The sequence below is a fragment of the Pseudomonas sp. CFSAN084952 genome (genome assembly GCF_009648855.1).
Classification (GTDB): Bacteria; Pseudomonadota; Gammaproteobacteria; order Pseudomonadales; family Pseudomonadaceae; genus Aquipseudomonas; species Aquipseudomonas paracarnis.
This window is the reverse complement of sequence record NZ_CP045767.1, coordinates 1,549,421-1,571,992: the sequence shown is the minus strand read 5'-3', so window position 1 is coordinate 1,571,992 and position 22,572 is coordinate 1,549,421. Positions and strand designations below refer to the sequence as shown.

Genomic DNA, 22,572 nt, shown 5'->3' with positions numbered 1-22,572 from the left:
AGCAGCCAGTCAAGCACAACTCCTCTGTGGGAGCGGGCTTGCTCGCGAAGGCGTCGGTCCATTAAACATTGATGTGACTGATCCACCGCTTTCGCGAGCAAGCCCGCTCCCACATTTGATCTTCGTTGTTCCCTTTACATGAGGTAACCCAGCATGTCTTACGACTACCAAGGTATTGCCAGTGTCATCACTGCCTCGCGCCATCTTGGAACACCCTCAGATGAACGCCTTAACGAATCAAAAAACATTCAAATGACCAGTAGCGGTAAACCGACCATCGCGCGCCTGGACTTTGACACGCCAATGGATTGGCCTGGCAATCCCAACTTTATCACCGTCAATTTGCCCGACGGATCCTCCGTCAGCGGTGTCATCGCCGAACTGCAACGCCCGGCCGATGGGCCTGGATGGGTCACCTTTACGGTAGATGATTAGGCTTCATCCATGCCTTGCGCCCAGTCATCGAATTGTCGGACAACTTATTTGAATTATTTTTGACGTCAAATATCTGTAGTTCATGAGTATCAAGGAGGCCTCATGAAACACAACGACCTATTCACTATCGAGTACCAGCTGCATGGCGAGCCCAAGTCCTTCATCGTGCGCGCACCGCGCATGGACAATGCCGAGGCTTGGCATTGGGCCAGTTGTGACGCTGGTGTGGCGGTGATCCCCAAATTTGGGCAACACACGTTCAAGCGTGTGTCCAAACCGATGGCGGAGAAATACGGCATTACCCAGGTGCGCTGGAGTGGCGCGGCACAGATTCAATGGGCGGAGGGCCTCAGAGGATGAACAGTCAGACTCTTGGTTACACAACTACAAACAGGCGGGACGACGAGGTCACGCGAAACGCCGAGATGTTCTTCGAAGCGGATCGATTGGACGCGTTGGCGTACGAGATTATTGAGTCCTACAGCGGCGATGCGCAGACGTGGGCGCGGTTTACCGAGGCGAAGAAACGTGCGGATGCGCAGCGTACAGTGGCCTATCGGGAGTGGATGCGAATTCATCGTTCCAAGCGCAAATAACGTCAGCCTGCGATAGCGGCCTGACAACCCATCAGGATGTCAGGCCGAGTGTATATCCCCTCGCGTTCACGCCCCTGACTCAGGGTCTGTCGAAGGCCCTCCGGGAGCAACACCGCCTTGCTCCTTTGCCTGTTGTCCGCCTGCCGGTGCCTGCGATTTATCGTTTCGCTTAGCCGCCGGCGGGCGCACCTTGCGCTCAGAAGGATTCGGCTCGTGGTGCTTCGAGGCTTCGCTCATACCGCCCTCCTCAATCACTGATCAAAGTATCGGCTTGCCACCCGTCACGCCGTAGCGTTCGCCGGAGATGTAGCTGCCTTCATCCGACGCCAGCAGCACATAGATCGGCGCCACTTCCACTGGCTGGCCTGGGCGTCCCAATGGGGTGTTGCCGCCAAAGTTTTTCACCATGTCCGGCGTCATCGTCGAGACGATCAACGGCGTCCAGATAGGCCCGGGTGCCACGCTGTTGACGCGAATCCCCCGCTCGCCGAGCATCTGCGCCAGGCCGGCGGTGAAGTTGGCAATCGCGCCCTTGGTGGCCGCATAGGGCAACAGGCTGGGGTTGGGCATATCGGAGTTGACCGAGCTGGTGTTGATGATCGAACTGCCTTCGGCCATATGCGGCAGCGCGGCCTTGCAGATGCGAAACATCGCGGTGATGTTGACGTTGAAGGTTTTCACCCAGTCCTCGTCGGGGATGTCTTCCAGCGATTGATAGGTCATCTGGAACGCTGCGTTGTTGACCAGCACATCGATGCGGCCGAACTTCTCCACGGTGTCGTTGACGATGGCCGTGCACTGCGCCGCATCGCCCAGGTCGCCGGGCAGTAACAGGCATTGACGACCCGCCGCCTCGACCCAGCGTGCGGTCTCCTTGGCGTCTTCATGTTCATCCAGATACGACACCGCCACGTCCGCGCCTTCACGTGCGAAGGCAATGGCCACGGCCCGTCCGATGCCGCTGTCGGCCCCGGTGACCAAGGCGATTTTATTGGCGAGCCGGCCCGAGCCTTGGTATGACTGCTCACCGCAATCGGGCATCGGGTCCATCTTGCGCTGCTCACCGGGTACGGGCTGTTGCTGGGCGTTGAAGGGTGGTTTTGGATAGCTGTTCATCAGAACGTCTCCTGGGTGGGTTTCTCTTTGCGAGGGTTCGCCAGGAAGCGAAGTTCAGACGGATTTTCAGAAAATCGGATAACCGTGCAACCGCGATGGCCACTCGTCAGTTTGATTAAACCTTCCGCAGGTTGCGTGCCTCAACCGGCAGTAAGTGGTCCGTCGAATGACCGGGTGGCTTCAAGGCTTTTTTTGTTGGCAGCAGGTTTTCAGCTATATTTCACTGTCGGTTCAGCCCTCGCCCACGTTGTTCAAGTTCTTCCCTCTACACCCGTCTTCCTGTGCGCCGTTATCCAAGGTTGGTATTTATGAAGTCTGCCCCCCCGCGGTCCCCCAACGTTCCGCAACGCAAAGATCTGACCCCCAGTAACTTGAATTTCCCGGTGGTGGGTATCGGTGCCTCGGCGGGCGGGCTGCAAGCCGTGAAAGCGTTCTTCGAGCACATGCCCAAAGACTGCGACATGGCCTTCGTGGTGGTCCTGCATCTTTCGCCCGACCATCAAAGCGTGGCAGACAAGATCATCCAGGAAACGACCCGCATGCCGGTGTCGCAGGTCAATGACGCCACGCCCATCGAAAAGAATCACGTGTACGTCATCTCCCCGGCGCAGCTCTTGAAGATGAACGATGGTTACCTGGCGGTCTCGCCTGCCGTGCGCGAAGGTGGATCGCACATTGCCATCGACCTGTTTTTTCGCGACCTGGCAGACACCCATAAAGAACGCGCGTTTTGCCTGATCCTGTCTGGTACCGGCTCAGACGGTGCGGTGGGGCTGTCGCGGATCAAAGAACAAGGCGGTATCACCCTGGTACAGGCGCCGGAAGACGCCGAGTACGATGGCATGCCGCTGGCGGCCATCGAAACCCAGATGGTCGATCTGGTGCTGCCGGTGGTGGAAATGCCGCAAAAGCTGCTGGAACTGTGGCGCAATGCCCAGTCGATTGTGCTGCCCACCGCCAACGATCCTGAGATCAAGACCATCCCACCCAGCTCCGAACGCGATGCCGCCGTGGCCGAGCAGCTGTTGCTGGATATTCTGATCCAGTTGCGCGCCAGTACCGGGCATGACTTCAAGCATTACAAACGCGCCACGGTGTTGCGTCGTATCGAGCGGCGCTTGCAGGTCACGGCTCAACCCGACCTGGCCACCTATTACAACTTCCTCCAGGCCAACCCGGACGAAACCAAGGCGTTGCTGGGCGACATGCTGATTGGCGTGACCAACTTCTTCCGCGACCGCGAGGCCTTCGAAGCCCTTGAGCGGGACGTGATCCCCAACCTGGTGAAGTCACTGGAAGACAGCGTGCCGCACCGTGAGGAGGTGCGCATCTGGTCGGCGGGTTGCTCCACCGGCGAAGAGGCCTACAGCCTGGCGATGCTGGTGGCCGAGCAACTGGCGCTGGACGCCAGCGGTGCAAAGATGCAGGTGTTTGCCACCGATATAGATGAGCGGGCCATTACCCATGGCCGCAACGGCGTGTACCCCGAAGCGATCATCACCGACGTACCGCCTCAACGGTTGCGCCAGTACTTTGCCAAGGAGAAGAACCAGCACTACCGGGTGCGCAAGGAAATTCGCGAAAAGGTGCTGTTCGCCAAACACAGCCTGTTGGCCGACCCACCGTTCTCGCAGATCGACCTGATCGTGTGCCGCAACCTGTTGATCTACCTGGACCGCGAAGTGCAACGCGACATCCTGCAAATGTTCCACTTCGCGTTGCGTCCCGGTGGCTACCTGTTCCTCGGCTCCTCGGAGTCGGCCGACGGCTGCCTGGACCTGTTTGTACCGGTGGACAAGCGCAACCGCATTTTCAGAGTGCGTGCCGGCTCGTCCGCCGTGCGTCGCGCCCCGACCATGCCGCGAGGCGGCTATCTGCGCCCGAGCGCCACGACGCTGGCGATTGAAACCAAGGCGCCCAGCAAGGTCTCGTTCGCAGACATCCATCTGCGCGCCCTGGAAAAAGCCGCGCCGCCCAGCGTCATCGTGAATATGCAGGCCGATATCCTGCACATGAGCGAAGGCGCAGGTCGATTCCTGCGCTACGTGGCCGGCGAGGTGACGCACAACCTGCTGACGTTGGTGCATCCCGATTTACGCCTCGATATCCGCACCACCTTGTTTCAGGTCCAGCAATCGAATAGCCCGGTGTCTTCGCGCAAGATCCGCATCCAACGCGAGCAAGGCCCCTTCCTGGTGGACATCAGCGCCCGCCCCTACCGCGATGAAGCGACCGAAAACGACTACGTGCTGGTGATCTTCCAGGAAACCGCCGTCGACCCGTTGCTGCCCGACATCGACACGGTCACCCAGGCCGAAAACGCGATCATGAGCAACCTGGAGCGCGAGCTGCAACGCACCAAGTTGCACTTGCAGGACACCATCGAACAGGCGGAAGTCTCCAGCGAGGAACTCAAGGCCTCCAACGAAGAAATGCAGGCCGTCAACGAAGAACTGCGCTCGGCCACCGAGGAGTTGGAAACCAGCAAGGAAGAGTTGCAGTCGATCAATGAAGAACTGCTGACCGTCAATTTCGAGCTCAAGACCAAGGTGGAAGAGACGGACAAGGTCAACGATTACCTGACCAACCTGATCGCGTCCACCGACATCGCCACGGTCTTCGTCGACCGCAACATGCGCATTCGCTGGTTCACGCCACGGGCCACGGATATTTTCAGCATGCTGCCGGTGGACACCGGGCGCTCGTTGCTGGACATCACCCACCGCCTCAATTACCCGCAAATGACCGAAGACGCCGCCACCGTGTTTGAGTCCCTGAGCATGATCGAGCGGGAAATCAGCAGCAACGACGACCGCTGGTACATTGCGCGGTTGCTGCCCTACCGCTCCAGCGAAGATCACATTGATGGCACCGTGCTGACCTTCATTGATATCACCAAGCGACGTCAGGCCGAAGAGGAACTGCGCCTGGGCGAGGAGCGCATGCGCCTGGTCGCCGAGAGCACCCATGACTTTGCCATCATCATCCTCGATGACCATGGCGCCATCACCGACTGGAACACCGGTGCCGAACTGATCTTCGGCTACACCAAGGACGAGGTGCTGGGCGCTTACTACGATCTGATTTTCTCCCCGGAAGACCGCACCGCTGGCGTGCCGGAGAAAGAACTGCGCACCGCCCGCGAACATGGGCGTGGCGAAGATGAACGCTGGCATGTGCGCAAGGACGGCAGCCGCTTCTATTGCAGCGGCGAGGTCACCCAGCTCAAGAGCAGCAGTTTGCGCGGCTACGTCAAGATTGCCCGCGACCTCACCGGCCACAAGCGCACCCAGGATGAACAGAGTCAGCGTTTGAAGGAAACCCAGACCAACAGCCACCTCAAGGATGAGTTCTTCGCGGTGATGTCCCACGAACTCAAGCACCCGTTGAACCTGATCCAGCTGAACGCCGAACTGTTGCGACGCCTGCCCGCCACCAAGGTCGCGGGCCCGGCCATCAAGGCGGTCAATACCATCTGCGAAGCGGTGTCCAGCCAGGCGCGGATCATTGACGACCTGCTGGATGTCGCCCGGGTTCGCACGGGCAAGCTGAAGCTGAAAAAGCAACCGATCGACCTGATTCGCACCCTCAAGGACATTCATAGCGTGGTGCTTGCCGACGGTCATCGTCGCCAGGTCAGCCTTCAAACCCCTTCGGTGCCGGGCCCGTTGATCGTTGACGTAGACCCGACGCGCATCGAGCAAGTGATCTGGAACCTGGTCAACAATGCCCTGAAATTCACTCCCGAGGACGGCCAGGTGCAGTTGGTAGTCAGTCGAACGGACGGGCGCGCACAACTGGATGTCATCGACAGCGGCGCAGGCCTGGCCGCAGACAGCCTGGAGAAAATCTTCGACCTGTTCGGGCAAGCGGAAAACCAGCACCAGACCCACCAGCGTGAAGGCCTGGGCATTGGCTTGTCGCTGGTACGGCAGTTGGTGGAGGCCCATGGTGGTTCGGTGAGTGTGCACTCGCGAGGGCTGGGCTTTGGTTGCACCTTCTCGATCTGGTTGCCGCTGTGCGAACAACAGAATCATCTGCTGGATAGCGGCGCTACCCAGCACGAAGATCAGCGCCTCAATGGCCTCAAGGTTTTACTGGTCGATGACTCAGCCGAAGTGCTTGAGGTGCTGAACATGCTGCTGGAAATGGAAGGCGCCCAAGTGAGCGCCTTCAGCGACCCGTTAAGCGCACTTGAAACAGCCCGGGATGCCCAGTACGACGTGATTATTTCGGACATCGGCATGCCTAAAATGAATGGCCATGAGCTGATGCAGAAGCTGCGTAAAGTAGGCCACCTTCGACAGGCTCCCGCCATTGCATTGACCGGCTACGGCGCAGGCAATGACCAGAAAAAGGCGACTGAATCAGGCTTTAATGCGCATGTCAGCAAGCCCGTGGGCCATGATTCGTTGATCTCCTTGATCGAAAAACTGTGCAGCTCACGCCGTTAGGGTCGGGGCTGACGGTCAAGGGTAAATAAACTGAGAAAAGCGCACGGACGCCCCTGTGGGTCGCGACACCTGGGTATCCACGCTGCCCACCGTGTCGCTGCGCAAGGTCAGGTACAGCACGGCCTGGCCAGCACTGTCACTCAGCATCCAGACGCTTACACCCTCCCCGGCCGCCCTGGCCTTGAGCGGCTGAGGCTGCAGCATCTCGATATTGAAGCCGCGCAGCAGTTCACCGCTCAACTCGACCTCCAGGGGTTCTTGGGCCTTGCCTTGCAGATGAACCACCAGCCCATCGGAGGCGCCATTGCGCAAAAAGCGTTGGTACTCCACGCGCAACTGTCCATCGGCACTGCGCACTTGGCGGGTGCTCAGCGGCCCGCTGGAAAACAGGCCCGCCAGGCTCAGCCCCATCAGCACCAGCAGCGCGTACCAACCCACCCTTTCAAAGCGCCAGACCTTGCGCTGCAAGGCCATATCTTCCGGTACCGGGTAGTTGCGGCTCTGTAAGTCGTCGGGGTCTGGGTTGTTCATAGCGCGGCCCGGACTCAGCCCTTGCTGTGCTCGGGAGAAGACGGCCCCTTGGTGACACCCCTTGGGCCGGCAATCGCCCATATTGCGGCGCCCAGGAACGGCAGGACCACGACTACCGCACTCCAGCCTGCCTTGCTCGCCGAGGCGTTATCGCTGCGCCAGATGCTGTTGATGATCCACGCATCAAGCAGTACGAGGATCACTGCCAGGCCTATCCAGAAGTAAGTGGTTTGCATGATGCACCTCCAGGTTATGTAACTTTGGGTGCACAGGCGCAGGCAGGGTTCATTATTTTTAAGGGCCTACCGTTGGACTCATCGCCACTGAGCAAGCAGACACCCAACAGCCCCATCGGACTCGCCGTCTTCGAGGCTGCTTTTGACAATCGCAGGGTGCCATTGCTGGGTCTCACCAAACTTCTTCATCACGCTTCAGGCGCGTTGTGCACGGCGTTCAAAACAGCGGAGAATTCAACCATTGGCATCGTATGACCCTTTGAATAGACAGCCCGGCGATCCCGACATCAGGGGTGCCGGGATCGGTTGATGCTTACGCGTCGAACTGGTGATACACCTTGGCAATCACCTTCCAGACACCCTCAATTTTGATCAGTGTCAGGTAGTCGTTGTAATCGGCGCCAATCGCATCGTTTTCCATATCGACACGTACTACTGCGGTGCTCGGCGTAATTGCCAATACGTCAAGGCGAGTGGTGATTTGGGGTGCGCCGCCGTTCTTCGCAACGAAATCAAACAGCTTGTTGATCGGGCCGCCGAGCAACTCGCCATTGGTGAACCCATACATCACTGCGTCTTGATGGAAGGCTTGTGCAACGCTTTGAGCATTACCGGTACGCAGACCTTCCACGTACTGATTGGCTGTGGCGATGACAGCGTCGTACTCGTGGGTGGGTACTGCCTTGATATTCTTCGACATGCTTGTTTTTCCTTTCATGGGGGATGAGATGCCACACCGCTCGCCTGACATAGCCGAGGGGTCTTGCTGAATGAGTCAATGACCGCCGCCCGCTACCAATCCTGGCGCGTCGGCGAGATGATCAAGTCATTGACGGTGACGTTTTCCGGCTGGTTGAGCGCGTAAATCACTGCACGGGCGACATCGTCAGGCCCAATAGCAATCCGGTTCAGCGCCTGGGCAGCCTTGCGCCCCTGCGGATCACTGACCTTGTCCGCCCACCCTGTATTGATGACGCCAGGGCTGATCGTGTTAACGCGAATACCGTGCTGCACGCCAAGTTCTTTGCGCATGGACTCGGTCATGGCCTGGACGAAAAACTTGGTCGCACTGTAGACACCCGCAGACGGCCCTACCTGATGCCCTGCAACAGAGTCCATATTGAGAATCTGCCCGGACTTCTGTTCCAACATGAACGGCAATACTGCAGCCGTCATGTTGAGGTAACCCTTGATGTTCACATCGATCATCTTTTCCCAATCCTGCACGGCCAGATCAACCCAACGGGAAAAAAGCATCAGGCCAGCGTTGTTCACCAGAATGTCGATGGCGCCGTATGTTTCACGGGCAAACCTGGCAAGTGCCTGGGTTTGATCCGGTTGAGTCACATCAGTAGTAAACGCGACCACCTCACTTGCGGCCTCGCGCAGGTCAGCGACGAAAGACTCCAACGCCTCTTCATCAAGGGCGGCGGCAACCACACGCGCACCTTGCGCTACCAGCGCCCGGGTGGTTGCCGCGCCGATGCCTGAGGATGCGCCCGTGACGATGACTACCTTGTTTTGCAGGTAATTCATGTTCAATACCTTTTTGCAATGACTGCTATTGCGACGCCTGCGCCTTAATTAGCGCGGGACCTTGCTAGTGAGGCGTCAGCGGTTGGCCAATCGATGTAACCTTTTGCACCCCCGCCGTAGTAACTCTCGCGTGGAGCGATGGTCAGCTCAATACCGCGACGCAGACGCTCGACGAGGTCGGGGTTGGAAATGAACAAGCGACCAAATGCAACCGCATCGATCCGGCCCTGCGCCCGGCGTTCGATTGCCATCGCCAGGTCATAGTTGTTATTGCCTATGAATGGCCCTTCAAACTGGGCACTCAGTGCATCCAGGTCCACGCCTTCGGGCACGGTGCGGGAGGTCGCCGTGGCGCCCTCAACAAAATGCAGGTACGCCAGGTTCAATTGATTGAGCTGCTGGATCAGGTAGCCATAAGTCGCCATGACATTGCTGTCAGGAGGCGTATTACCGGCATCAGGGGTCACCGGTGAAAGGCGAATACCGACACGGTCGTTACCCCATATCGAAACCACGGCTTCGGTGACTTCCAAGGTCAGTCGCACCCGGTTCTCAATGGAGCCACCGTATTGATCGGTGCGTTTGTTCGTGGAATCACGCAGGAATTGATCGAGCAGATAGCTGTTGGCCGAATGCACTTCTACGCCATCAAAACCGGCTCGCTTGGCGTTCTCGGCGGCCCGCTTGTATTGCTCGATGATCCCTGGGATCTCCGAGGTTTGCAGCGCACGAGGCGTCGACACCTCGACAAAGCCATTTTCGGTGTAGGTGCTACCTTCAGCCTTGATCGCCGAAGGCGCTACCGGCGCTTCGCCGTTGGGTTGCAACTCGACACTGGAAAAACGTCCCACGTGCCACAACTGACTGACAATTTTGCCGCCCGCCGCGTGCACTGCGTCGGTGACCTTTTTCCAGCCGGCCACCTGTTCTTGCGACCAGATTCCCGGAGTCATGGCATAGCCACGTCCTTGGGCAGAAATGTTCGTCGCTTCGGCAATGATCAAGCCGGCACTGGCACGTTGAGCGTAGTAAGTGGCGTGCATTTCATTTGGCACACCGTCGTCGGCCATCCGGCTACGTGTGACGGGCGCCATGACTATCCGGTTAGCCAATTGCAGCGCCCCCAGATGCATGGGAGAAAAAAGGTCGGTATCCGTGGTGATATCGGTCATAAAGCCTCTCGATAAATTAGACCGGTCGTCTAGTAAAGTGGTAAAAAAAAACGCCCCTATGCCAGCAGGCGCTTACTCGTGTTCAGCGCTGTTTCGAAAGCAGCCGTTGTGTTTCGCACCTTCACTAACAGTGAAGCCCCAAGCCACAGTTGATACAACGATTCAGCCAATGTCTCGGCGTTCTGGGTCGACGTGATGGAGCCATCGGCCATCCCCTGTTCAACACACCGGGTGATCCTCTGGATAATCAGTGCGGTGCCCTCTTCAAGTACGCTGCGCATGTCCTCCGAGAGGTCACACACTTCTGCGCCGAGTTTCACCACCAGGCATTTCTCCTCGGGATGATCGAACGCCTGTGTCTTCGCCCAGTAACTCAGGTAGCCAATCAGCCGCTCGGCGCCAGTCCCTTGCGCTGCCATGACGATGTCTACCCGACCGATATACTCTTGGAAATACTCTTCCAGTAGTGCCTGGCCGAACTCCTCCTTGGAGCGGAAGTAGTGATAAAACGAGCCCTTGGGCACGCCCGCCGTCGTCAATACTTCCATAAGACCGACGGCGGTATAGCCCTTGTGGGTCATCAGTGTCTTCGCTACATCGATGATGTGCTGTCGCATGTCCAGATTAGATTTTTTCATAATGACGAGAGCCTATCCAAAACTAGACCGGTCGTCTACAAAACATTAGCAATACCTGACGAATGACCTCCTGCGTTCTCGCCTATCGTTGCTCCTGCAAACGACTAGACCCGTGCGGCTGGATAATCCGTTGAAGGTCTGAGCTCGACCTTTTCCCACTTGGCGATGACTAACGGCGCAATGGCATTGCCCAACACGTTCAACGTAGTGGTACCACTGTCGATGATCCTGAAAATGCCAGCGATCAACGCGACGCCTTCCAGTGGAAGACCTGCTGCGCCCTTGGAAGTCAGCACCATGGTCACCACCAACAGGATCTGCTGGGATAACGACAGGTCGATGCCATGGAGTTGCGCGACAAAGATCGTCGCCACCCCAAGAAAAATCGACGCACCATCGAGGTTGAACGCATACCCCACCGGCACCACGAAGCTGACGATCCGACGCGGCACGCCGTAACTTTCCATCTTTGTCATCAACTGCGGCATCACTGCGGCTGAGGCGGCACTTGAGAAGGCGAGCATCAACTCATCGCGCAAGTACCCGATCAACTTGAAAATGTTTTCGCCTATCAAGTAACAAATACCGCCAAGTACCACCAACGCAAAAACAATCAGCGCCAGGTACACAACACCAATCAACTTGAGCAATGGCAACAAAGAAGCGAAACCAAACGTCGCCACGGTCGCGCCGATCATGCCGAACACACCCACAGGCGCATAAGCCATAACCATGGAGACAACCTTGAACATCGCATCGCAAACACTTTGAAGCAGTGCGATGACCGGTGCGTTTTTCTCTTTCGGCAAGGCGTTCAATGCCAAGCCGAACAGCACGGCAAAAAACAACACCGACAGCAATTTCCCCTCGGACATCGCAGCCAATACGTTATCGGGCACAATGTTCTGCAATATTACCAGCGCTCCTTTCGGCGGCTCCAGCGTGATGGATGCGGCACCGTGCGAAACACCGGAAATATCGGTACCTGTTCCCGGTTCGAAGAGATTTGCGAAACACAAGCCTATGACGACGGCCAGCGCGGTAATCGCAAAGAAATAACCGAGCGAGCGCACACCCATGCGGCCAAATGACTTGCTGTCTGGGCCACCGGCAATGCCCAGAATCATGCAGCAGAACACGATTGGCACAACGACCATCTTCATCATCTTGATAAAGATGTCACCAAGCGGTTTCAGAACCTGCACGCTGACCCATGCCTGATAGTGCGGATGGGTATTGAAGTACCAACCGACAAGCACGCCAAGCAACAGCCCGGCAACGATTTGCCACACCAAGGGAATACGTTTCATGTCTAGCCTTCTTGTTGGTATGAAAGGTCTGCGTTATCAGCAGTTGCTAGAGTCATGAGCTTGCAGCTCACGTGAGCCCCCATGGCACAGCTCAGCTGTGCCATGGGTGTTCTTATTTCGCGAAGAGCTGGCCCATATCCTTGAACGCCTTGAATTCAAGAGCATTGCCGCAAGGATCAAACAGGAACATGGTGGCTTGCTCGCCAACCTGACCTTTGAAACGAATGTACGGTTCGATCACAAATTCGGTACCAAACGACTTCAGTCGCTCGGCCAGCGCTTCCCATTGCTCCCAACCCAGAATGATGCCGAAGTGCGGAACAGGAACATCATGACCATCGACCGGATTGCTATGAACACTTTCTTGAGAGGCGGTTTTGGGATGCTCGTGAATCACCAGTTGATGACCATAGAAATTGAAATCGACCCATTGAGTGCTGGACCGCCCTTCTTCTAAACCAAAAACCTCACCGTAGAAGGTCCGTGTTGAAGCCAGGTCGTAAACAGGTATTGCGAGGTGGAATGGCGAGAGGCTCATCAGATCTCCAGTGCTTTTTTTGTGGGTTTGGCGAACATTCCCCCGTCATTGCCTCGCTTGGCTCAGCCGTTGGCGGGAATGGAAAACATCGTAGGACGGAAAACCCAACATAAAAATCAATATATATTTCTTAGAAACACAATTAATATTTATGAATGATCAAAGAACTCAAGACACTCATCGCTGTTGCGCGGGAAGGCACTTTTGCCGCTGCCGGCAACAGAATCGGCCTGACCCAGGCCGCTGTGAGCGCGCAAATCCAGCGCCTCGAAGCTGAACTGGGCGTCGAAATTTTCGACAGAAAGGGACGCTCTGCGCATCTCAATAGAATGGGCCACCAAGTACTCTTGCAAGCTCAGGAGCTGCTCAATCTTTACGACAACCTGGGTTCCTCGACGATGGGACAACCCACCCACGAGCGGGTGACTATCGGCGCAATCGCGTCGGTGCAGCGCTCATATTTGCCCGAATCGCTGGCCAGGTTTCACCAGCAATGCCCGCAATGTCGCACGCGAGTCATTCCAGGGCTGTCGATGGAATTGGTCAACCTCGTCGACGCTGGCGAGATCGACATGGCCACCATCATTCGCCCACCCTTCTCGCTTCAGAGTGACCTGCACTGGACGACGCTGGCGCGGGAGCCCTACCGGCTAATAGTACCGAGCGAAGTGCCCGGTGAAGACTGGTCGGCGCTGCTGTCCAGCCATCCTTTCATTCGCTATGACCGCTCATCGTTCGGCGGCAGGCAGGTTGATCGTTTTGTGCGGCAGATGCATTTCACGCTGCATGAGGTGTGCGAACTGGATGAGCTGGAGGCCATCCTTCAATTAGTCAAAAAGGGCGTAGGCGTCGCATTGGTGCCGCAAACGTGCAGAGATCCGGAGTGGCCTATGGGTGTTCGAGCACTCGATCTGGGCATACACACCTTTCACCGGGATATCGGACTCATACACCGTTCTCGCCAAAGCCTTACCGAACCCGTGCGGATGCTGGCTGACCTGATCAGTGACCAGTTCATGCGTGGCTTGAACTAACCACCCTCTCGCTCATGGCCATCACTGCGCCACGCCAACGGAATAACTTCTGTAAACGGGACAAGGTGAAACGTATCAGCTAAATGAAAAACTCAAAAAATGCATAAATGCATTTTTATCCTTGACCCACAGATCCGAGTCTTTTAAATTCGAATCACTGTATATAAATACAGTGACTTGAATCCCTACATGGACGAGGTTTCCTATGAAAAGCACCCCTTCGAAATTTGGCAAAACACCCCATCAACCCAGCCTGTGGACCCGAGCCGATGCGCTTAAAGTGCGTGCGGACGACCCCACCACCACCCAGCCACTGGTCAGTGCGAACTTCCCGGTATTGAGTGACGAGGTTTTTATCTGGGACACCATGCCGCTGCGTGATATCGACGGCAACATCACCTCCGTTGACGGCTGGTCGGTGATCTTCACCCTCACTGCGGATCGCCATCCGAACGACCCGCAATACCTCGATCAGAATGGCAACTACGACGTCATCCGCGACTGGAACGATCGCCATGGCCGGGCAAAGATGTACTACTGGTTCTCTCGCACTGGCAAAGACTGGAAGCTCGGCGGCCGAGTGATGGCTGAAGGGGTTTCACCCACCGTGCGCGAATGGGCTGGCACACCGATCCTGCTGAACGAACAAGGCGAAGTGGACCTGTACTACACCGCCGTCACGCCCGGCGCGACCATCGTCAAGGTGCGTGGCCGCGTGGTGACCACCGAGCATGGCGTCAGCCTGGTGGGCTTCGAAAAGGTCAAGCCGCTGTTCGAGGCGGACGGCAAGATGTACCAGACCGAAGCGCAAAACGCCTTCTGGGGCTTTCGCGATCCATGGCCGTTTCGCGACCCGAAAGACGGCAAGCTGTACATGCTGTTCGAAGGCAACGTGGCCGGCGAACGCGGCTCGCACAAGGTCGGTAACGCCGAAATCGGCGACGTGCCACCCGGCTATGAAGAGGTCGGCAACTCGCGCTTCCAGACCGCCTGCGTCGGGATCGCCGTGGCCCGCGACGAAGACGGTGACGACTGGGAAATGCTGCCACCGCTGCTGACCGCGGTCGGCGTCAACGACCAGACCGAACGCCCGCACTTTGTGTTCCAGGACGGCAAGTACTACCTGTTCACCATCAGCCACACCTTCACCTACGCCGACGGTGTAACCGGCCCGGACGGGGTATACGGCTTCGTCGCCGATTCGCTGTTCGGCCCGTATGTGCCGTTGAACGGCTCTGGCCTGGTACTGGGCAACCCGTCCTCCCAACCGTTTCAGACCTACTCGCACTGCGTCATGCCCAACGGCCTGGTGACCTCCTTCATCGACAGCGTACCGACCGACGACACCGGCACGCAGATCCGTATCGGCGGCACCGAAGCACCGACGGTGGGCATCAAGATCAAAGGGCAGCAAACGTTCGTGGTCGCCGAGTATGACTACGGTTACATCCCGCCGATGCTCGACGTTACGCTCAAGTAACGGAGGCTATGAGGTAGCGGGTTTGAGCTCGATGACAAACCCGCGGTAGATATCCGCTGCTCCCGTAGCGGTCTGACAGCCGCCATCGCAGGCAAGCCAGCTCCCACATTTTGGTCCGTGGGGCGTCAGGTAGGTATGTGTCGGCTGAGGGGCCGTCACGGGAGCAAGCTCACTCGCCACAGGTTCAACAGCCCATTGTGTGGGTATTCAGGAAATATAAATGCCTGCACCATTGAGTTGAGTCATGTTCACGCCAACCAACGTCACCGAGTTGTCGCCAAAGGACAACAGCGCATTGTCCTCGAACATCGAGACATGGGAACGGTAATCGTATTGCTGGCCCAGGTCAGGAATCCCCATGAACACCAGCTTATCGCTGGCCTGGTAGCCCTCGACCCGATCATTGCCAAAGAGGCCGTTGAACAGGAAAGTGTTGCTGCCCCCGCCCGACACCATCAGGTCATTGCCCGCCCCGCCGACGAACACATTATTACCCTGCCCACCGATCAAATGATCGTCGCCGCCCAGACCGAACAACCATTCCCCCGCAGCATGAGCGGTGAGGACATTGTCCTGCGCATCGCCGTTGGCAGAGGCCGTGTAGGGCGTCAAGGCTGTGCCGGCCAGCAGGCCTTGGCCGGTTACGTTATAGGTGACGTCGTGGGTGCCCCAGGGGATTGAATTCCACATGATGTAGGACTGCTCTTGGCTCACCAATGCACCGATATCGCGGGTCATACTGATGCCGCCATAGGCGTCGTTGATGTAGAGCGTGCCATCGCCATCGTTGGCAAAGCCGAAGCTGGCCAGTGGCTTGTGCAGTTCGAAGACGTTATCGCCCTGCCCGCCCAGCAGGATGTTGTAGCCGCCATCATCGCGAAAACGATCATGACCGGCGCTGCCTTCCAGGAAGTCGTTGCCGACACCGCCCTTGAGCAGGTCGTTGCCCTCGGTGCCGAGGATGAAGGTATTGCCAGTGTGTTTTTCAGCGTAACGGTTCAGGTCTTGTACCCAGGTGGTTTCACGCGCAGCCTCGGTCAGGCTGGAGACCACGATGGTCGAATCCTTGCTGGTCAGGTCGTAGAACTTGGAGGACGCGATACGCCCCAAACCTTGGATGTAACCGTCCAGGGAGTGAGCCTTGGCCACGCCCCAATTCAGACTATTAGGTAAATGTGCCGAGAACGACGCGTAATTATCGGTAAAACTGACGAGGTTGTTGGCGGCCGCATCCCAGCCCCGGTCGTTGCCCCAGAAGAGTGCCGAGGTATTGATGCCTTTGCCATCAATGGCTTTGAACACCGGGTCATTTTCATAGCCAATATTCAACACCGGGGTATCACCCGAGCGTTGAGCGGGTGAGGCAAAGGTTACGTAGTTGGCACCCTGATAAAAGCCGCCCCAGTGATCGTGGCTCAAGGTCGCCAGGCTGTTGGCGCCCAGTGCGCCGAGGCTATGGCCGGTGACCAGGATATCCTTGCCGCTCAAGCCCTGGCTCGCGGCGTAACGAGCGACGTTTTCGAGCAAGGCGCTGAAGGCGAACTTGGCGTAATTGGCGGCGTATCCAGGCAGTGCTGCGGCCGCCAGGTCGCTGGCCACGTCGCCCGCGCCATCCCAGGTCAAGCCAAAGGACGTGCCACGAAAGGCAATCCCCATGGCGATCAGCCTGCCAAGCCCATCGTACTGCCCCAGAATCTCGACGTTGGCCGAAGGGGCCAAGGCTGTCTCGCCCCAGAAGGTGCCTTGCTTGTCCACATGCTGCGTCACGCCCAGGGCCTGCGCACCGATAGGCGCCCAGCCACCGGTTGCCAGGGGTTGGCCGGTGGAGTCATACGCGTACTCGGATAAAGCCAAGGCGTTGCTCAGCAGCGCCTTGGCGGGGTCGCCCTTCATGCCCTTGTAATCGAAAACGCCCATGCCCTTGGTCCCTTTTCAGATGACGTGCCAGATGGCCTCGATTCGGATGGCCGGGGTCGATTGAGTGCGGGTCACGGGGGCCTGTCAAGGGTTACCTAGAAATTCAATAGTGCTCATTTTATTGAGCGCTAGCCCTCCCAGCATTGACGACATGGACAGAAGGCACCCGTACACGCAGCGCAATCAGCAACGCAGCCAGCAACATCAGCACCGCCGCCGCTATAAATACGCCCGCGCTGCCACCGAGGCTGAACACTGCACCGCCAGCGGCGGCGCCCATGGCTATGGCGGACTGCACAGAGGCCACCACCATACCCCCGGCGCTTTCCGCCTGGTCAGGTACCGCGCTGGCGACCCAGTTCGACCACGCCACCGGCACACCGCCAAAGGCCAAGCCCCAGATTGCCAGCAGTACCGCCTGCCCCGGCAACGAGGGTGGCAACAGCACCAACGCCAGTGCTGCAACCCCGACCAGCGCAGGCATTAACACCAGAGTGGCCAGCGGGCGGTGCTCCAGCAGCCTGCCAGCCAACAGCGTGCCGAAGAAGTTCGCCACACCGAACCCCAGCAACATCAGCGACAGCCCTTGCGGGCCGATGCCGGTAGTGCCTTCAAGGAATGGCCGAACATAGGTGAACATCGCGAAGTGGCCGCTATGCACCAGCACACAACCGAACATCCCCATGGCGATGCCCGGGCGCTGCAACACGTCGAAAACCGTGCGCAGACGTGCCGGCCGGCGCGGCGCAAGGCGTGGCAAAGTCAATGACTGAAACGCCAGGGTCACCATGCCGACCGCCGCCGCTGCAAAGAACGCACTGCGCCAGCCGTACAGCCCGCCCAGATAGCTGCCCAGCGGCACTGCAACGACCGTCCCGACGGCAATCCCACTGAAAATAATCGAAAGCGCCCGAGGCAACAGCGCACTCGGCACCAAGCGCATCGCCACCGCCGCAGCCATGCTCCAGAACCCGCCAAGGGCAATCCCCAGCAAGATGCGCATCAACAACAGCACCGCGAAGCTGGAGGAAACGGCGACCAACAGATTGGAGGCAACCATCAACGTGGAAAACCCCAACAACACCCAACGTCGGTCGATGCCGCGGGTCAGGCCTGGCACCAACAAACCGGCGAACAACGCTACCACTGCTGTCACCGTTACCGCCTGGCCAGCCAGCGCTTCGGACACGCCCAAATCAGTCGCCATCAGTGTTAACAAACTGGCCGGAAGGTACTCCGCAGTCAGTAATCCGAACACCCCCATTGCCAGCGAGAAGACGGCCATCCACGCGGGGGCCGCAGGCTCTGCATCCGAGAAGGCGTCGGGATGGCGGTTGGATACGGCATTACACACACAGTCAGTCATTACAGGGATCTCCCAATCATCATTGCGACCCGCAGTCTAGGCGCGCGAATCTGGATGATCTATGATCCAAAATCTCTCATTTTTGACTAAAACACCTGAACAATGTCTGCAGAACAGTTTGCTCTTTCCTCGGATCTCATCAACGAACTGTTGCGCGGTATGCGCCTGCGTGGCGTCGAATACCGGCGTATACAAACGAGTCCGAGTTTCGGTTTGGGCTTCGCTGAAAAACCTGGGCATGCCTGGTTCCATTTCATGGCCGTCGGCAATGCGGTACTGCGAATGGAGGACGGCACCACCTACGCGCTGTCTGCCGGCAACGCCGTGTTCATCTCCCACGGCGCGGCCCATCAACTGTATTCCCATGCGGACGTACCCGTTCAGGACATCGACCGCCTAGACGGCGTCCCCCTCGGTGACACCGTGAGCGCGGTGCACACCGGAACTGATGCCAGCCCAACGCCGAGCACCATTTTGTTCAGTGGTTGTATGGAGTTTGAACTGGGCAGCATCCATGGCCTCGGCAAACTGATGCCGGGCCTGATGTTGATTGATGCCGACGGCCAGCGCTACCCTGGACTGGTGCCTATCCTGACCACCATGGAGCGCGAGGTCAGCGCCGCACGTGTGGGCTTCGCCGGTATCCTCGCGCGGTTGGCCGACGTGGTGGCCGCCATGGTCGTTCGCGGCTGGGTAGAGTGCGCTTGCGGTAATGCCTCTGGCCTGGTCGCCGCCTTGCGCGATCCACGCTTGGCCAGTGCACTGCTCGCGCTCCATCAACAACCGGGCCGCGACTGGACCGTTGCGCAGTTGGCAGAGCAATGCAATACCTCGCGCTCAGCCTTCGCGGATCGCTTCCAGGTGACGATTGGCATGACGCCGCTGCGCTATGTCACCGAACTGCGAATGCGGCTCGCAAGCCAGTGGCTGACCCTCGAAAGGCTGCCGATCGAAGAGGTAGCACAACGCTTGGGCTATACATCCCAGGCCGCTTTCAGTCGCGCGTTCAAACGTGTTACGGGCAAGACACCGGGGTTAAGTCGCAAGGTGAGGCAGCCCATTGTTACTTGACGCTGAGCGCACGTACTCGACGGTCTGTGCCTCTGAATCATTTAATGAAACCGCTCGTGACTACCTGATCGAAAGCCAGCACTGGGACCTCTCAGGCACCGCATAGGACCCGATCCGCGGTAGCGTCCCCCTATCGCGTGTTTTCCACCGCCTTTGAAAGATCGCTCCTACACTTTCTCCAAACACTTCCGACGGCCCCATCTGAAATACCCAACAGTCACGAAAAACGACAAGCCCTTTTCTAAAATAAACGTTATGTATTCAGTTGTTCTGGGCAAGAAGCCCACGTCTCCATTCACCTCATGAAGAACTTGGATCATGCTAAATACCTCATTTTTTCCCTCATTGCGTACCGCCGTCAGTACAGCCCTGCGGTCCCGACAACTCAATCGAGAAGAAGAGCGCCTGGTCCACTACTACCGTTGCTTGTCGGAACAGGATCGTGAAGCGGTGCGCTGCCTAATGTTTACGGTCAGGGAAACCAGCGAGGCGAACACCCTCCCCCATAAAAAGTGATGCCGTCATGGGTCAGCGAACGATGGAAGTACCTGCGGGTTTGACATCTAGCCGGCAGCCTGTCACTAACACCCTCGCGATGGATTTTTCTACCCAGCTAGAGCATGCCTGCGAAAGCCCCATCGCCGTGGAGGATCTGCATATCCCCATGCCCACCTTCGTCACCCTTCAGCCTCGATTTTCCCTCGGTGGCCTGACCCTCTCCCGCTCGATTTCCGTCAGCTCCAACACGCTCCACCGTAGCCTCCGTCTCGATTTCCTCCAAGTGATTGTGGGGGTCTTTTACGCGCTCCTAGACTCCGCCGCCGTAGGGCAAATCCCTGTTCCCTCATGATTCCCACAGGCGGCACGCGCGCAATTTTTCTGCCGCCGCCACTCGCAAGGAGCCTCAACGATGACCAAGACCTCAACCGCCCTCCTCCTGCTTGCACTGGCCAGCCTGCTGGCGGGCTGCACCACCAACCCCAACGTACTGCAGATACACAAAGTCACCGCAGAGGCGATTGGCTTGGCCTCTACGGATGAGCTGACCATGGGCCCGGTCACCAAGAGCAAGGAGGACTTCCTGGGCGGCGCTGAACTGAACTTCAAAGCCACGACCGCCAAGGGCCGTGTGTTCAACTGCTCGACGGTCATGACTCCAGGCATCCTGCTTGAGCCGCCGAAGTACTCGCGCCTGACCTGCACGAAGTAACCCTGACAGCCGGTGCGGGCATCGCGCGCACCGGCCTATGGGAACGGCCGTCGGCGTGCCGGGCGCGCCACATGGCGGCGTTGCCGGCAAAGATGGTGTTCATGCTCAGCACGCTAAACCTGCGTCAGCGCTCAGCATTCGATAGATGGCCGTTTGAGGCATAAGAGTGCGCGCAGTCGGCTACCGAGGGTGAAGGGCGCCCCCAACACTTAGACACCCATTCAATTTCTGGGGCGTTTTCAATGCTTGGATAAGTCACGCACAACGCTATTGAAAGACACCTCCTACAGACCCAGCGCATGGGTTCGCAGGACGCGTCCTGATTGCGCCCACATTATTGAATGGCACGGGCGACGCTGCCTAGGATGTGCCCGCTCGCTCATTTCGTTGAGCTCTAGCCCTCCCCGCGTCCACGACAGGAGTCGATTGACCATGTACAACAACATCCCCCTCGGTTTGCGAAAGCGCCTGCTCGCAGGTTCGACCTTCGCCCTCTTATCGCTAAGCGCAGCCCCCGCAGTGGCCACCGACTGGTGGATGATCTTTGGCACCGGCGACACGCCCAACAGAGACCTGTTCTTCGCCGATGCACAGTCGGTAAAAGCCACACAACAACACCCGCAAAACACACAGCTGACGGTCGTGCAGGTATTCGAAAGCCCCAACAGCCCCAACTACGTGAGCTACGCGCTGGAGCTGCAATGCCCGGAGCGACAGCTCAGGGTGAACTCTGCCACCGCCTACCTGCGCGCCGGGGCGACCACGGTGCTGCCGGCGCCTAAACGTTGGGTGCCGGTGCCCAAGAGCTGGCTGGAGCGTGGCTATGACTTCGCCTGCGCACCGGGCAAACGCAAGTCCAACGCCATGATGCCGATGGGCGTCGGCTCGATCGACAACACTCAACTGGTGGCGATCACGCAGCAAGGCCTCTTCAATCAGTTGCCGGGTAATCAGCCGATCCGCATTGAATCCAGGAAGAGCAGCACCGAGGACGTGATGCGCGACCTCAACTTCCTCTTGGGCGCACCTGAGAAAAAATGACCTCCGGCGCCAACCGGCACGCTTGAATAATGAGTGATCGACATGAAATACACAGGTGCATTGGCCTTGGCCCTCGCGCTGCTGCAGACCGGCTGCGTCAGTTTTGACACCGTCCCGGAAATGTACGCGCGCAGCCAATGGAAAGGCCGCCCGGCGCAGGACGCCATCAATCTCTTTGGTCCACCCCAAAAAATGGATCGCACCGCGGACGACCAGCATGTGGTGATGCAGTGGTACCGCGACACGTCTTACAACAGCAATGAGGTGGTGGCACAAAGCGCGGAAAGGCAAGGCAACGTGATGGTGCACACCAACTATTGGGCAACCGTCAATAACCCGAATCGCTGCATCCTTTCCATCACCGTCGATCAGGACAGAAAGATTGTCGGGTTTGAGGCCGATGAAGGCGAATTGCTGCTCTCCAGTGGCTGTCAGTCGGTCAAGTTTGGGCCGCCTTAAGGCGACCTACGCTGAGGCGGGCTAAAAAAGACACCTGACAAATGTCATTTCCATGAAGGATGGTCCTCGACAATGAAATCCGTCATCGTCGCCATCGCCCTACCGCTCATTGTAGGCTGCGCAACGCCGAAATATTGGGAGGCCACCGGCGGCAACCCGTCCGACGGGCTTGTGCAACTCTTCTACGTCCATACGCCGTTTGAGTACGGCCAAATCCGGGCATCCCAAGGGTTGGCGATTGCCACGGGGCGTTGCCAATTTTGGAACTACGCGCGCGCTGAGCGCGCAGGCGCACAAAAATCCGTGTGCCGCACGATGGGGCAATTCCACTGCCTGGAAACCACCGTCACTTAGGATTATCGGTGCCAGAAGTGACGCCCTCCCCAAGCGTCGAGGCGCGTCGGGAAGTTGAGCGAACAGTAGTTCGCCTGG

The 22,572-nt window shown here is 58.1% G+C and carries 22 protein-coding genes; 11 read left to right on the top strand and 11 right to left on the bottom strand.

The genetic code is table 11. The features are described 5' to 3' along the window. Positions 1-153: 153 nt before the first annotated feature. The 3 genes from GH769_RS07325 to GH769_RS07315 all read left to right on the top strand — a co-directional run bounded on the left by GH769_RS07325 (position 154) and on the right by GH769_RS07315 (position 1,031). Positions 154-435: a hypothetical protein gene (locus GH769_RS07325; protein ID WP_020303208.1), complete on the top strand. Its 282-nt coding sequence runs from the start codon at positions 154-156 to the stop codon at positions 433-435. Positions 436-537: 102 nt separating this feature from the next. After that, positions 538-795 carry a DUF6555 family protein gene (locus GH769_RS07320; RefSeq protein ID WP_003190423.1) on the top strand — a complete coding sequence of 86 codons (258 nt, stop codon included), beginning with the start codon at positions 538-540 and terminating at the stop codon, positions 793-795. After that, on the top strand, positions 792-1,031 hold the full coding sequence (locus GH769_RS07315; RefSeq protein WP_019821471.1) for a hypothetical protein: 240 nt from the start codon (positions 792-794) through the stop codon (positions 1,029-1,031). Before GH769_RS07320 ends, GH769_RS07315 begins: the two co-directional genes overlap by 4 nt. Positions 1,032-1,289: 258 nt before the next feature. Here GH769_RS07315 and GH769_RS07310 read toward each other — a convergent pair whose 3' ends face one another. Next, positions 1,290-2,147, bottom strand: a complete 858-nt coding sequence (locus GH769_RS07310; RefSeq protein WP_014718015.1) for an SDR family oxidoreductase — start codon at positions 2,145-2,147, stop codon at positions 1,290-1,292. Positions 2,148-2,455: 308 nt separating this feature from the next. On the opposite strand from GH769_RS07310, the gene GH769_RS07305 reads away from it, so the two are divergent. Continuing rightward, entirely contained in the window at positions 2,456-6,601 is a 4,146-nt protein-coding gene (locus GH769_RS07305; protein WP_108538450.1) for a CheR family methyltransferase, read from the top strand. A 15-nt stretch (positions 6,602-6,616) separates the two neighbouring features. On the opposite strand, the gene GH769_RS07300 is transcribed toward GH769_RS07305, so the two are convergent. The 8 genes from GH769_RS07300 to GH769_RS07265 form a co-directional block, all read right to left on the bottom strand. Beyond that, positions 6,617-7,132, bottom strand: a complete 516-nt coding sequence (locus tag GH769_RS07300) for a hypothetical protein (protein WP_032903488.1) — start codon at positions 7,130-7,132, stop codon at positions 6,617-6,619. Positions 7,133-7,146: 14 nt separating this feature from the next. Further along, complete coding sequence (locus GH769_RS07295; protein WP_003190416.1) at positions 7,147-7,368, bottom strand: PLDc N-terminal domain-containing protein; 222 nt, start codon at positions 7,366-7,368, stop codon at positions 7,147-7,149. A gap of 313 nt (positions 7,369-7,681) precedes the next feature. Then, positions 7,682-8,068, bottom strand: coding sequence for a nuclear transport factor 2 family protein (locus GH769_RS07290; protein WP_014718012.1), 387 nt, complete (start codon positions 8,066-8,068; stop codon positions 7,682-7,684). Between the two features lie 92 nt (positions 8,069-8,160). After that, positions 8,161-8,904 (bottom strand): SDR family oxidoreductase, encoded by a 744-nt coding sequence (locus GH769_RS07285; RefSeq protein WP_032892370.1) that lies wholly within the window; start codon positions 8,902-8,904, stop codon positions 8,161-8,163. 44 nt (positions 8,905-8,948) lie between these two features. Further along, positions 8,949-10,076: an alkene reductase gene (locus GH769_RS07280; RefSeq protein ID WP_032903487.1), complete on the bottom strand. Its 1,128-nt coding sequence runs from the start codon at positions 10,074-10,076 to the stop codon at positions 8,949-8,951. Between the two features lie 56 nt (positions 10,077-10,132). Continuing rightward, on the bottom strand, positions 10,133-10,714 hold the full coding sequence (locus GH769_RS07275; RefSeq protein ID WP_020303201.1) for a TetR/AcrR family transcriptional regulator: 582 nt from the start codon (positions 10,712-10,714) through the stop codon (positions 10,133-10,135). Between the two features lie 104 nt (positions 10,715-10,818). Beyond that, positions 10,819-12,024: a cation:dicarboxylate symporter family transporter gene (locus GH769_RS07270; protein ID WP_153649601.1), complete on the bottom strand. Its 1,206-nt coding sequence runs from the start codon at positions 12,022-12,024 to the stop codon at positions 10,819-10,821. Between the two features lie 112 nt (positions 12,025-12,136). Next, complete coding sequence (locus tag GH769_RS07265) at positions 12,137-12,562, bottom strand: VOC family protein (RefSeq protein WP_014718007.1); 426 nt, start codon at positions 12,560-12,562, stop codon at positions 12,137-12,139. A 155-nt stretch (positions 12,563-12,717) separates the two neighbouring features. Here GH769_RS07265 and GH769_RS07260 point away from each other — a divergent pair, with 155 nt between their 5' ends. Together GH769_RS07260 and GH769_RS07255 are read left to right on the top strand one after the other, a co-directional pair. After that, positions 12,718-13,596, top strand: coding sequence for a LysR family transcriptional regulator (locus tag GH769_RS07260; protein WP_020303199.1), 879 nt, complete (start codon positions 12,718-12,720; stop codon positions 13,594-13,596). A 205-nt stretch (positions 13,597-13,801) separates the two neighbouring features. Then, on the top strand, positions 13,802-15,076 hold the full coding sequence (locus GH769_RS07255) for a glycoside hydrolase family 68 protein (RefSeq protein WP_032903486.1): 1,275 nt from the start codon (positions 13,802-13,804) through the stop codon (positions 15,074-15,076). 207 nt (positions 15,077-15,283) lie between these two features. Here the strand turns inward: GH769_RS07255 and GH769_RS07250 are convergent, their stop codons facing one another. After that, a complete protein-coding gene (locus GH769_RS07250) occupies positions 15,284-16,993 on the bottom strand; it encodes a polyurethanase (RefSeq protein WP_153649600.1) in 1,710 nt (569 codons plus the stop codon). Between the two features lie 118 nt (positions 16,994-17,111). Beyond that, the gene (locus tag GH769_RS07245; RefSeq protein ID WP_032903484.1) at positions 17,112-18,359 is read right to left on the bottom strand and encodes an MFS transporter; all 1,248 of its coding nucleotides are present in this window, start codon (positions 18,357-18,359) and stop codon (positions 17,112-17,114) included. Between the two features lie 102 nt (positions 18,360-18,461). Between GH769_RS07245 and GH769_RS07240 the strand changes: the two genes are divergently transcribed. From GH769_RS07240 to yecR, 5 genes are all read left to right on the top strand, one after another. After that, a complete protein-coding gene (locus GH769_RS07240; protein WP_014718002.1) occupies positions 18,462-19,430 on the top strand; it encodes an AraC family transcriptional regulator in 969 nt (322 codons plus the stop codon). Between the two features lie 910 nt (positions 19,431-20,340). After that, on the top strand, positions 20,341-20,640 hold the full coding sequence (locus GH769_RS07235) for a hypothetical protein (protein WP_014718001.1): 300 nt from the start codon (positions 20,341-20,343) through the stop codon (positions 20,638-20,640). Between the two features lie 432 nt (positions 20,641-21,072). Beyond that, entirely contained in the window at positions 21,073-21,681 is a 609-nt protein-coding gene (locus tag GH769_RS07230) for a hypothetical protein (RefSeq protein WP_019821450.1), read from the top strand. Positions 21,682-21,723: 42 nt separating this feature from the next. Continuing rightward, a complete protein-coding gene (locus tag GH769_RS07225) occupies positions 21,724-22,140 on the top strand; it encodes a hypothetical protein (protein ID WP_032903482.1) in 417 nt (138 codons plus the stop codon). Positions 22,141-22,212: 72 nt separating this feature from the next. Then, a complete protein-coding gene (gene yecR / locus GH769_RS07220) occupies positions 22,213-22,494 on the top strand; it encodes a YecR family lipoprotein (protein ID WP_032903481.1) in 282 nt (93 codons plus the stop codon). Positions 22,495-22,572 lie beyond the last annotated feature (78 nt).

Excerpts from the sequence above, each read along its gene's own strand:
- GH769_RS07305 (WP_108538450.1), top strand. The coding sequence starts at position 2,456 with ATGAAGTCTGCCCCCCCGCGGTCCCCCAACGTTCCGCAACGCAAAGAT.
- GH769_RS07280 (WP_032903487.1), bottom strand. The coding sequence starts at position 10,076 with ATGACCGATATCACCACGGATACCGACCTTTTTTCTCCCATGCATCTG.
- GH769_RS07245 (WP_032903484.1), bottom strand. The coding sequence starts at position 18,359 with ATGACTGACTGTGTGTGTAATGCCGTATCCAACCGCCATCCCGACGCC.
- GH769_RS07250 (WP_153649600.1), bottom strand. The coding sequence starts at position 16,993 with ATGGGCGTTTTCGATTACAAGGGCATGAAGGGCGACCCCGCCAAGGCG.
- GH769_RS07285 (WP_032892370.1), bottom strand. The coding sequence starts at position 8,904 with ATGAATTACCTGCAAAACAAGGTAGTCATCGTCACGGGCGCATCCTCA.
- GH769_RS07235 (WP_014718001.1), top strand. The coding sequence starts at position 20,341 with ATGACCAAGACCTCAACCGCCCTCCTCCTGCTTGCACTGGCCAGCCTG.
- GH769_RS07225 (WP_032903482.1), top strand. The coding sequence starts at position 21,724 with ATGAAATACACAGGTGCATTGGCCTTGGCCCTCGCGCTGCTGCAGACC.
- GH769_RS07270 (WP_153649601.1), bottom strand. The coding sequence starts at position 12,024 with ATGAAACGTATTCCCTTGGTGTGGCAAATCGTTGCCGGGCTGTTGCTT.
- GH769_RS07295 (WP_003190416.1), bottom strand. The coding sequence starts at position 7,368 with ATGCAAACCACTTACTTCTGGATAGGCCTGGCAGTGATCCTCGTACTG.
- GH769_RS07240 (WP_014718002.1), top strand. The coding sequence starts at position 18,462 with ATGTCTGCAGAACAGTTTGCTCTTTCCTCGGATCTCATCAACGAACTG.
- GH769_RS07300 (WP_032903488.1), bottom strand. The coding sequence starts at position 7,132 with ATGAACAACCCAGACCCCGACGACTTACAGAGCCGCAACTACCCGGTA.
- GH769_RS07320 (WP_003190423.1), top strand. The coding sequence starts at position 538 with ATGAAACACAACGACCTATTCACTATCGAGTACCAGCTGCATGGCGAG.
- GH769_RS07310 (WP_014718015.1), bottom strand. The coding sequence starts at position 2,147 with ATGAACAGCTATCCAAAACCACCCTTCAACGCCCAGCAACAGCCCGTA.
- GH769_RS07275 (WP_020303201.1), bottom strand. The coding sequence starts at position 10,714 with ATGAAAAAATCTAATCTGGACATGCGACAGCACATCATCGATGTAGCG.
- GH769_RS07290 (WP_014718012.1), bottom strand. The coding sequence starts at position 8,068 with ATGTCGAAGAATATCAAGGCAGTACCCACCCACGAGTACGACGCTGTC.
- GH769_RS07230 (WP_019821450.1), top strand. The coding sequence starts at position 21,073 with ATGTACAACAACATCCCCCTCGGTTTGCGAAAGCGCCTGCTCGCAGGT.
- GH769_RS07260 (WP_020303199.1), top strand. The coding sequence starts at position 12,718 with ATGATCAAAGAACTCAAGACACTCATCGCTGTTGCGCGGGAAGGCACT.
- GH769_RS07315 (WP_019821471.1), top strand. The coding sequence starts at position 792 with ATGAACAGTCAGACTCTTGGTTACACAACTACAAACAGGCGGGACGAC.
- yecR (WP_032903481.1), top strand. The coding sequence starts at position 22,213 with ATGAAATCCGTCATCGTCGCCATCGCCCTACCGCTCATTGTAGGCTGC.
- GH769_RS07325 (WP_020303208.1), top strand. The coding sequence starts at position 154 with ATGTCTTACGACTACCAAGGTATTGCCAGTGTCATCACTGCCTCGCGC.
- GH769_RS07255 (WP_032903486.1), top strand. The coding sequence starts at position 13,802 with ATGAAAAGCACCCCTTCGAAATTTGGCAAAACACCCCATCAACCCAGC.
- GH769_RS07265 (WP_014718007.1), bottom strand. The coding sequence starts at position 12,562 with ATGAGCCTCTCGCCATTCCACCTCGCAATACCTGTTTACGACCTGGCT.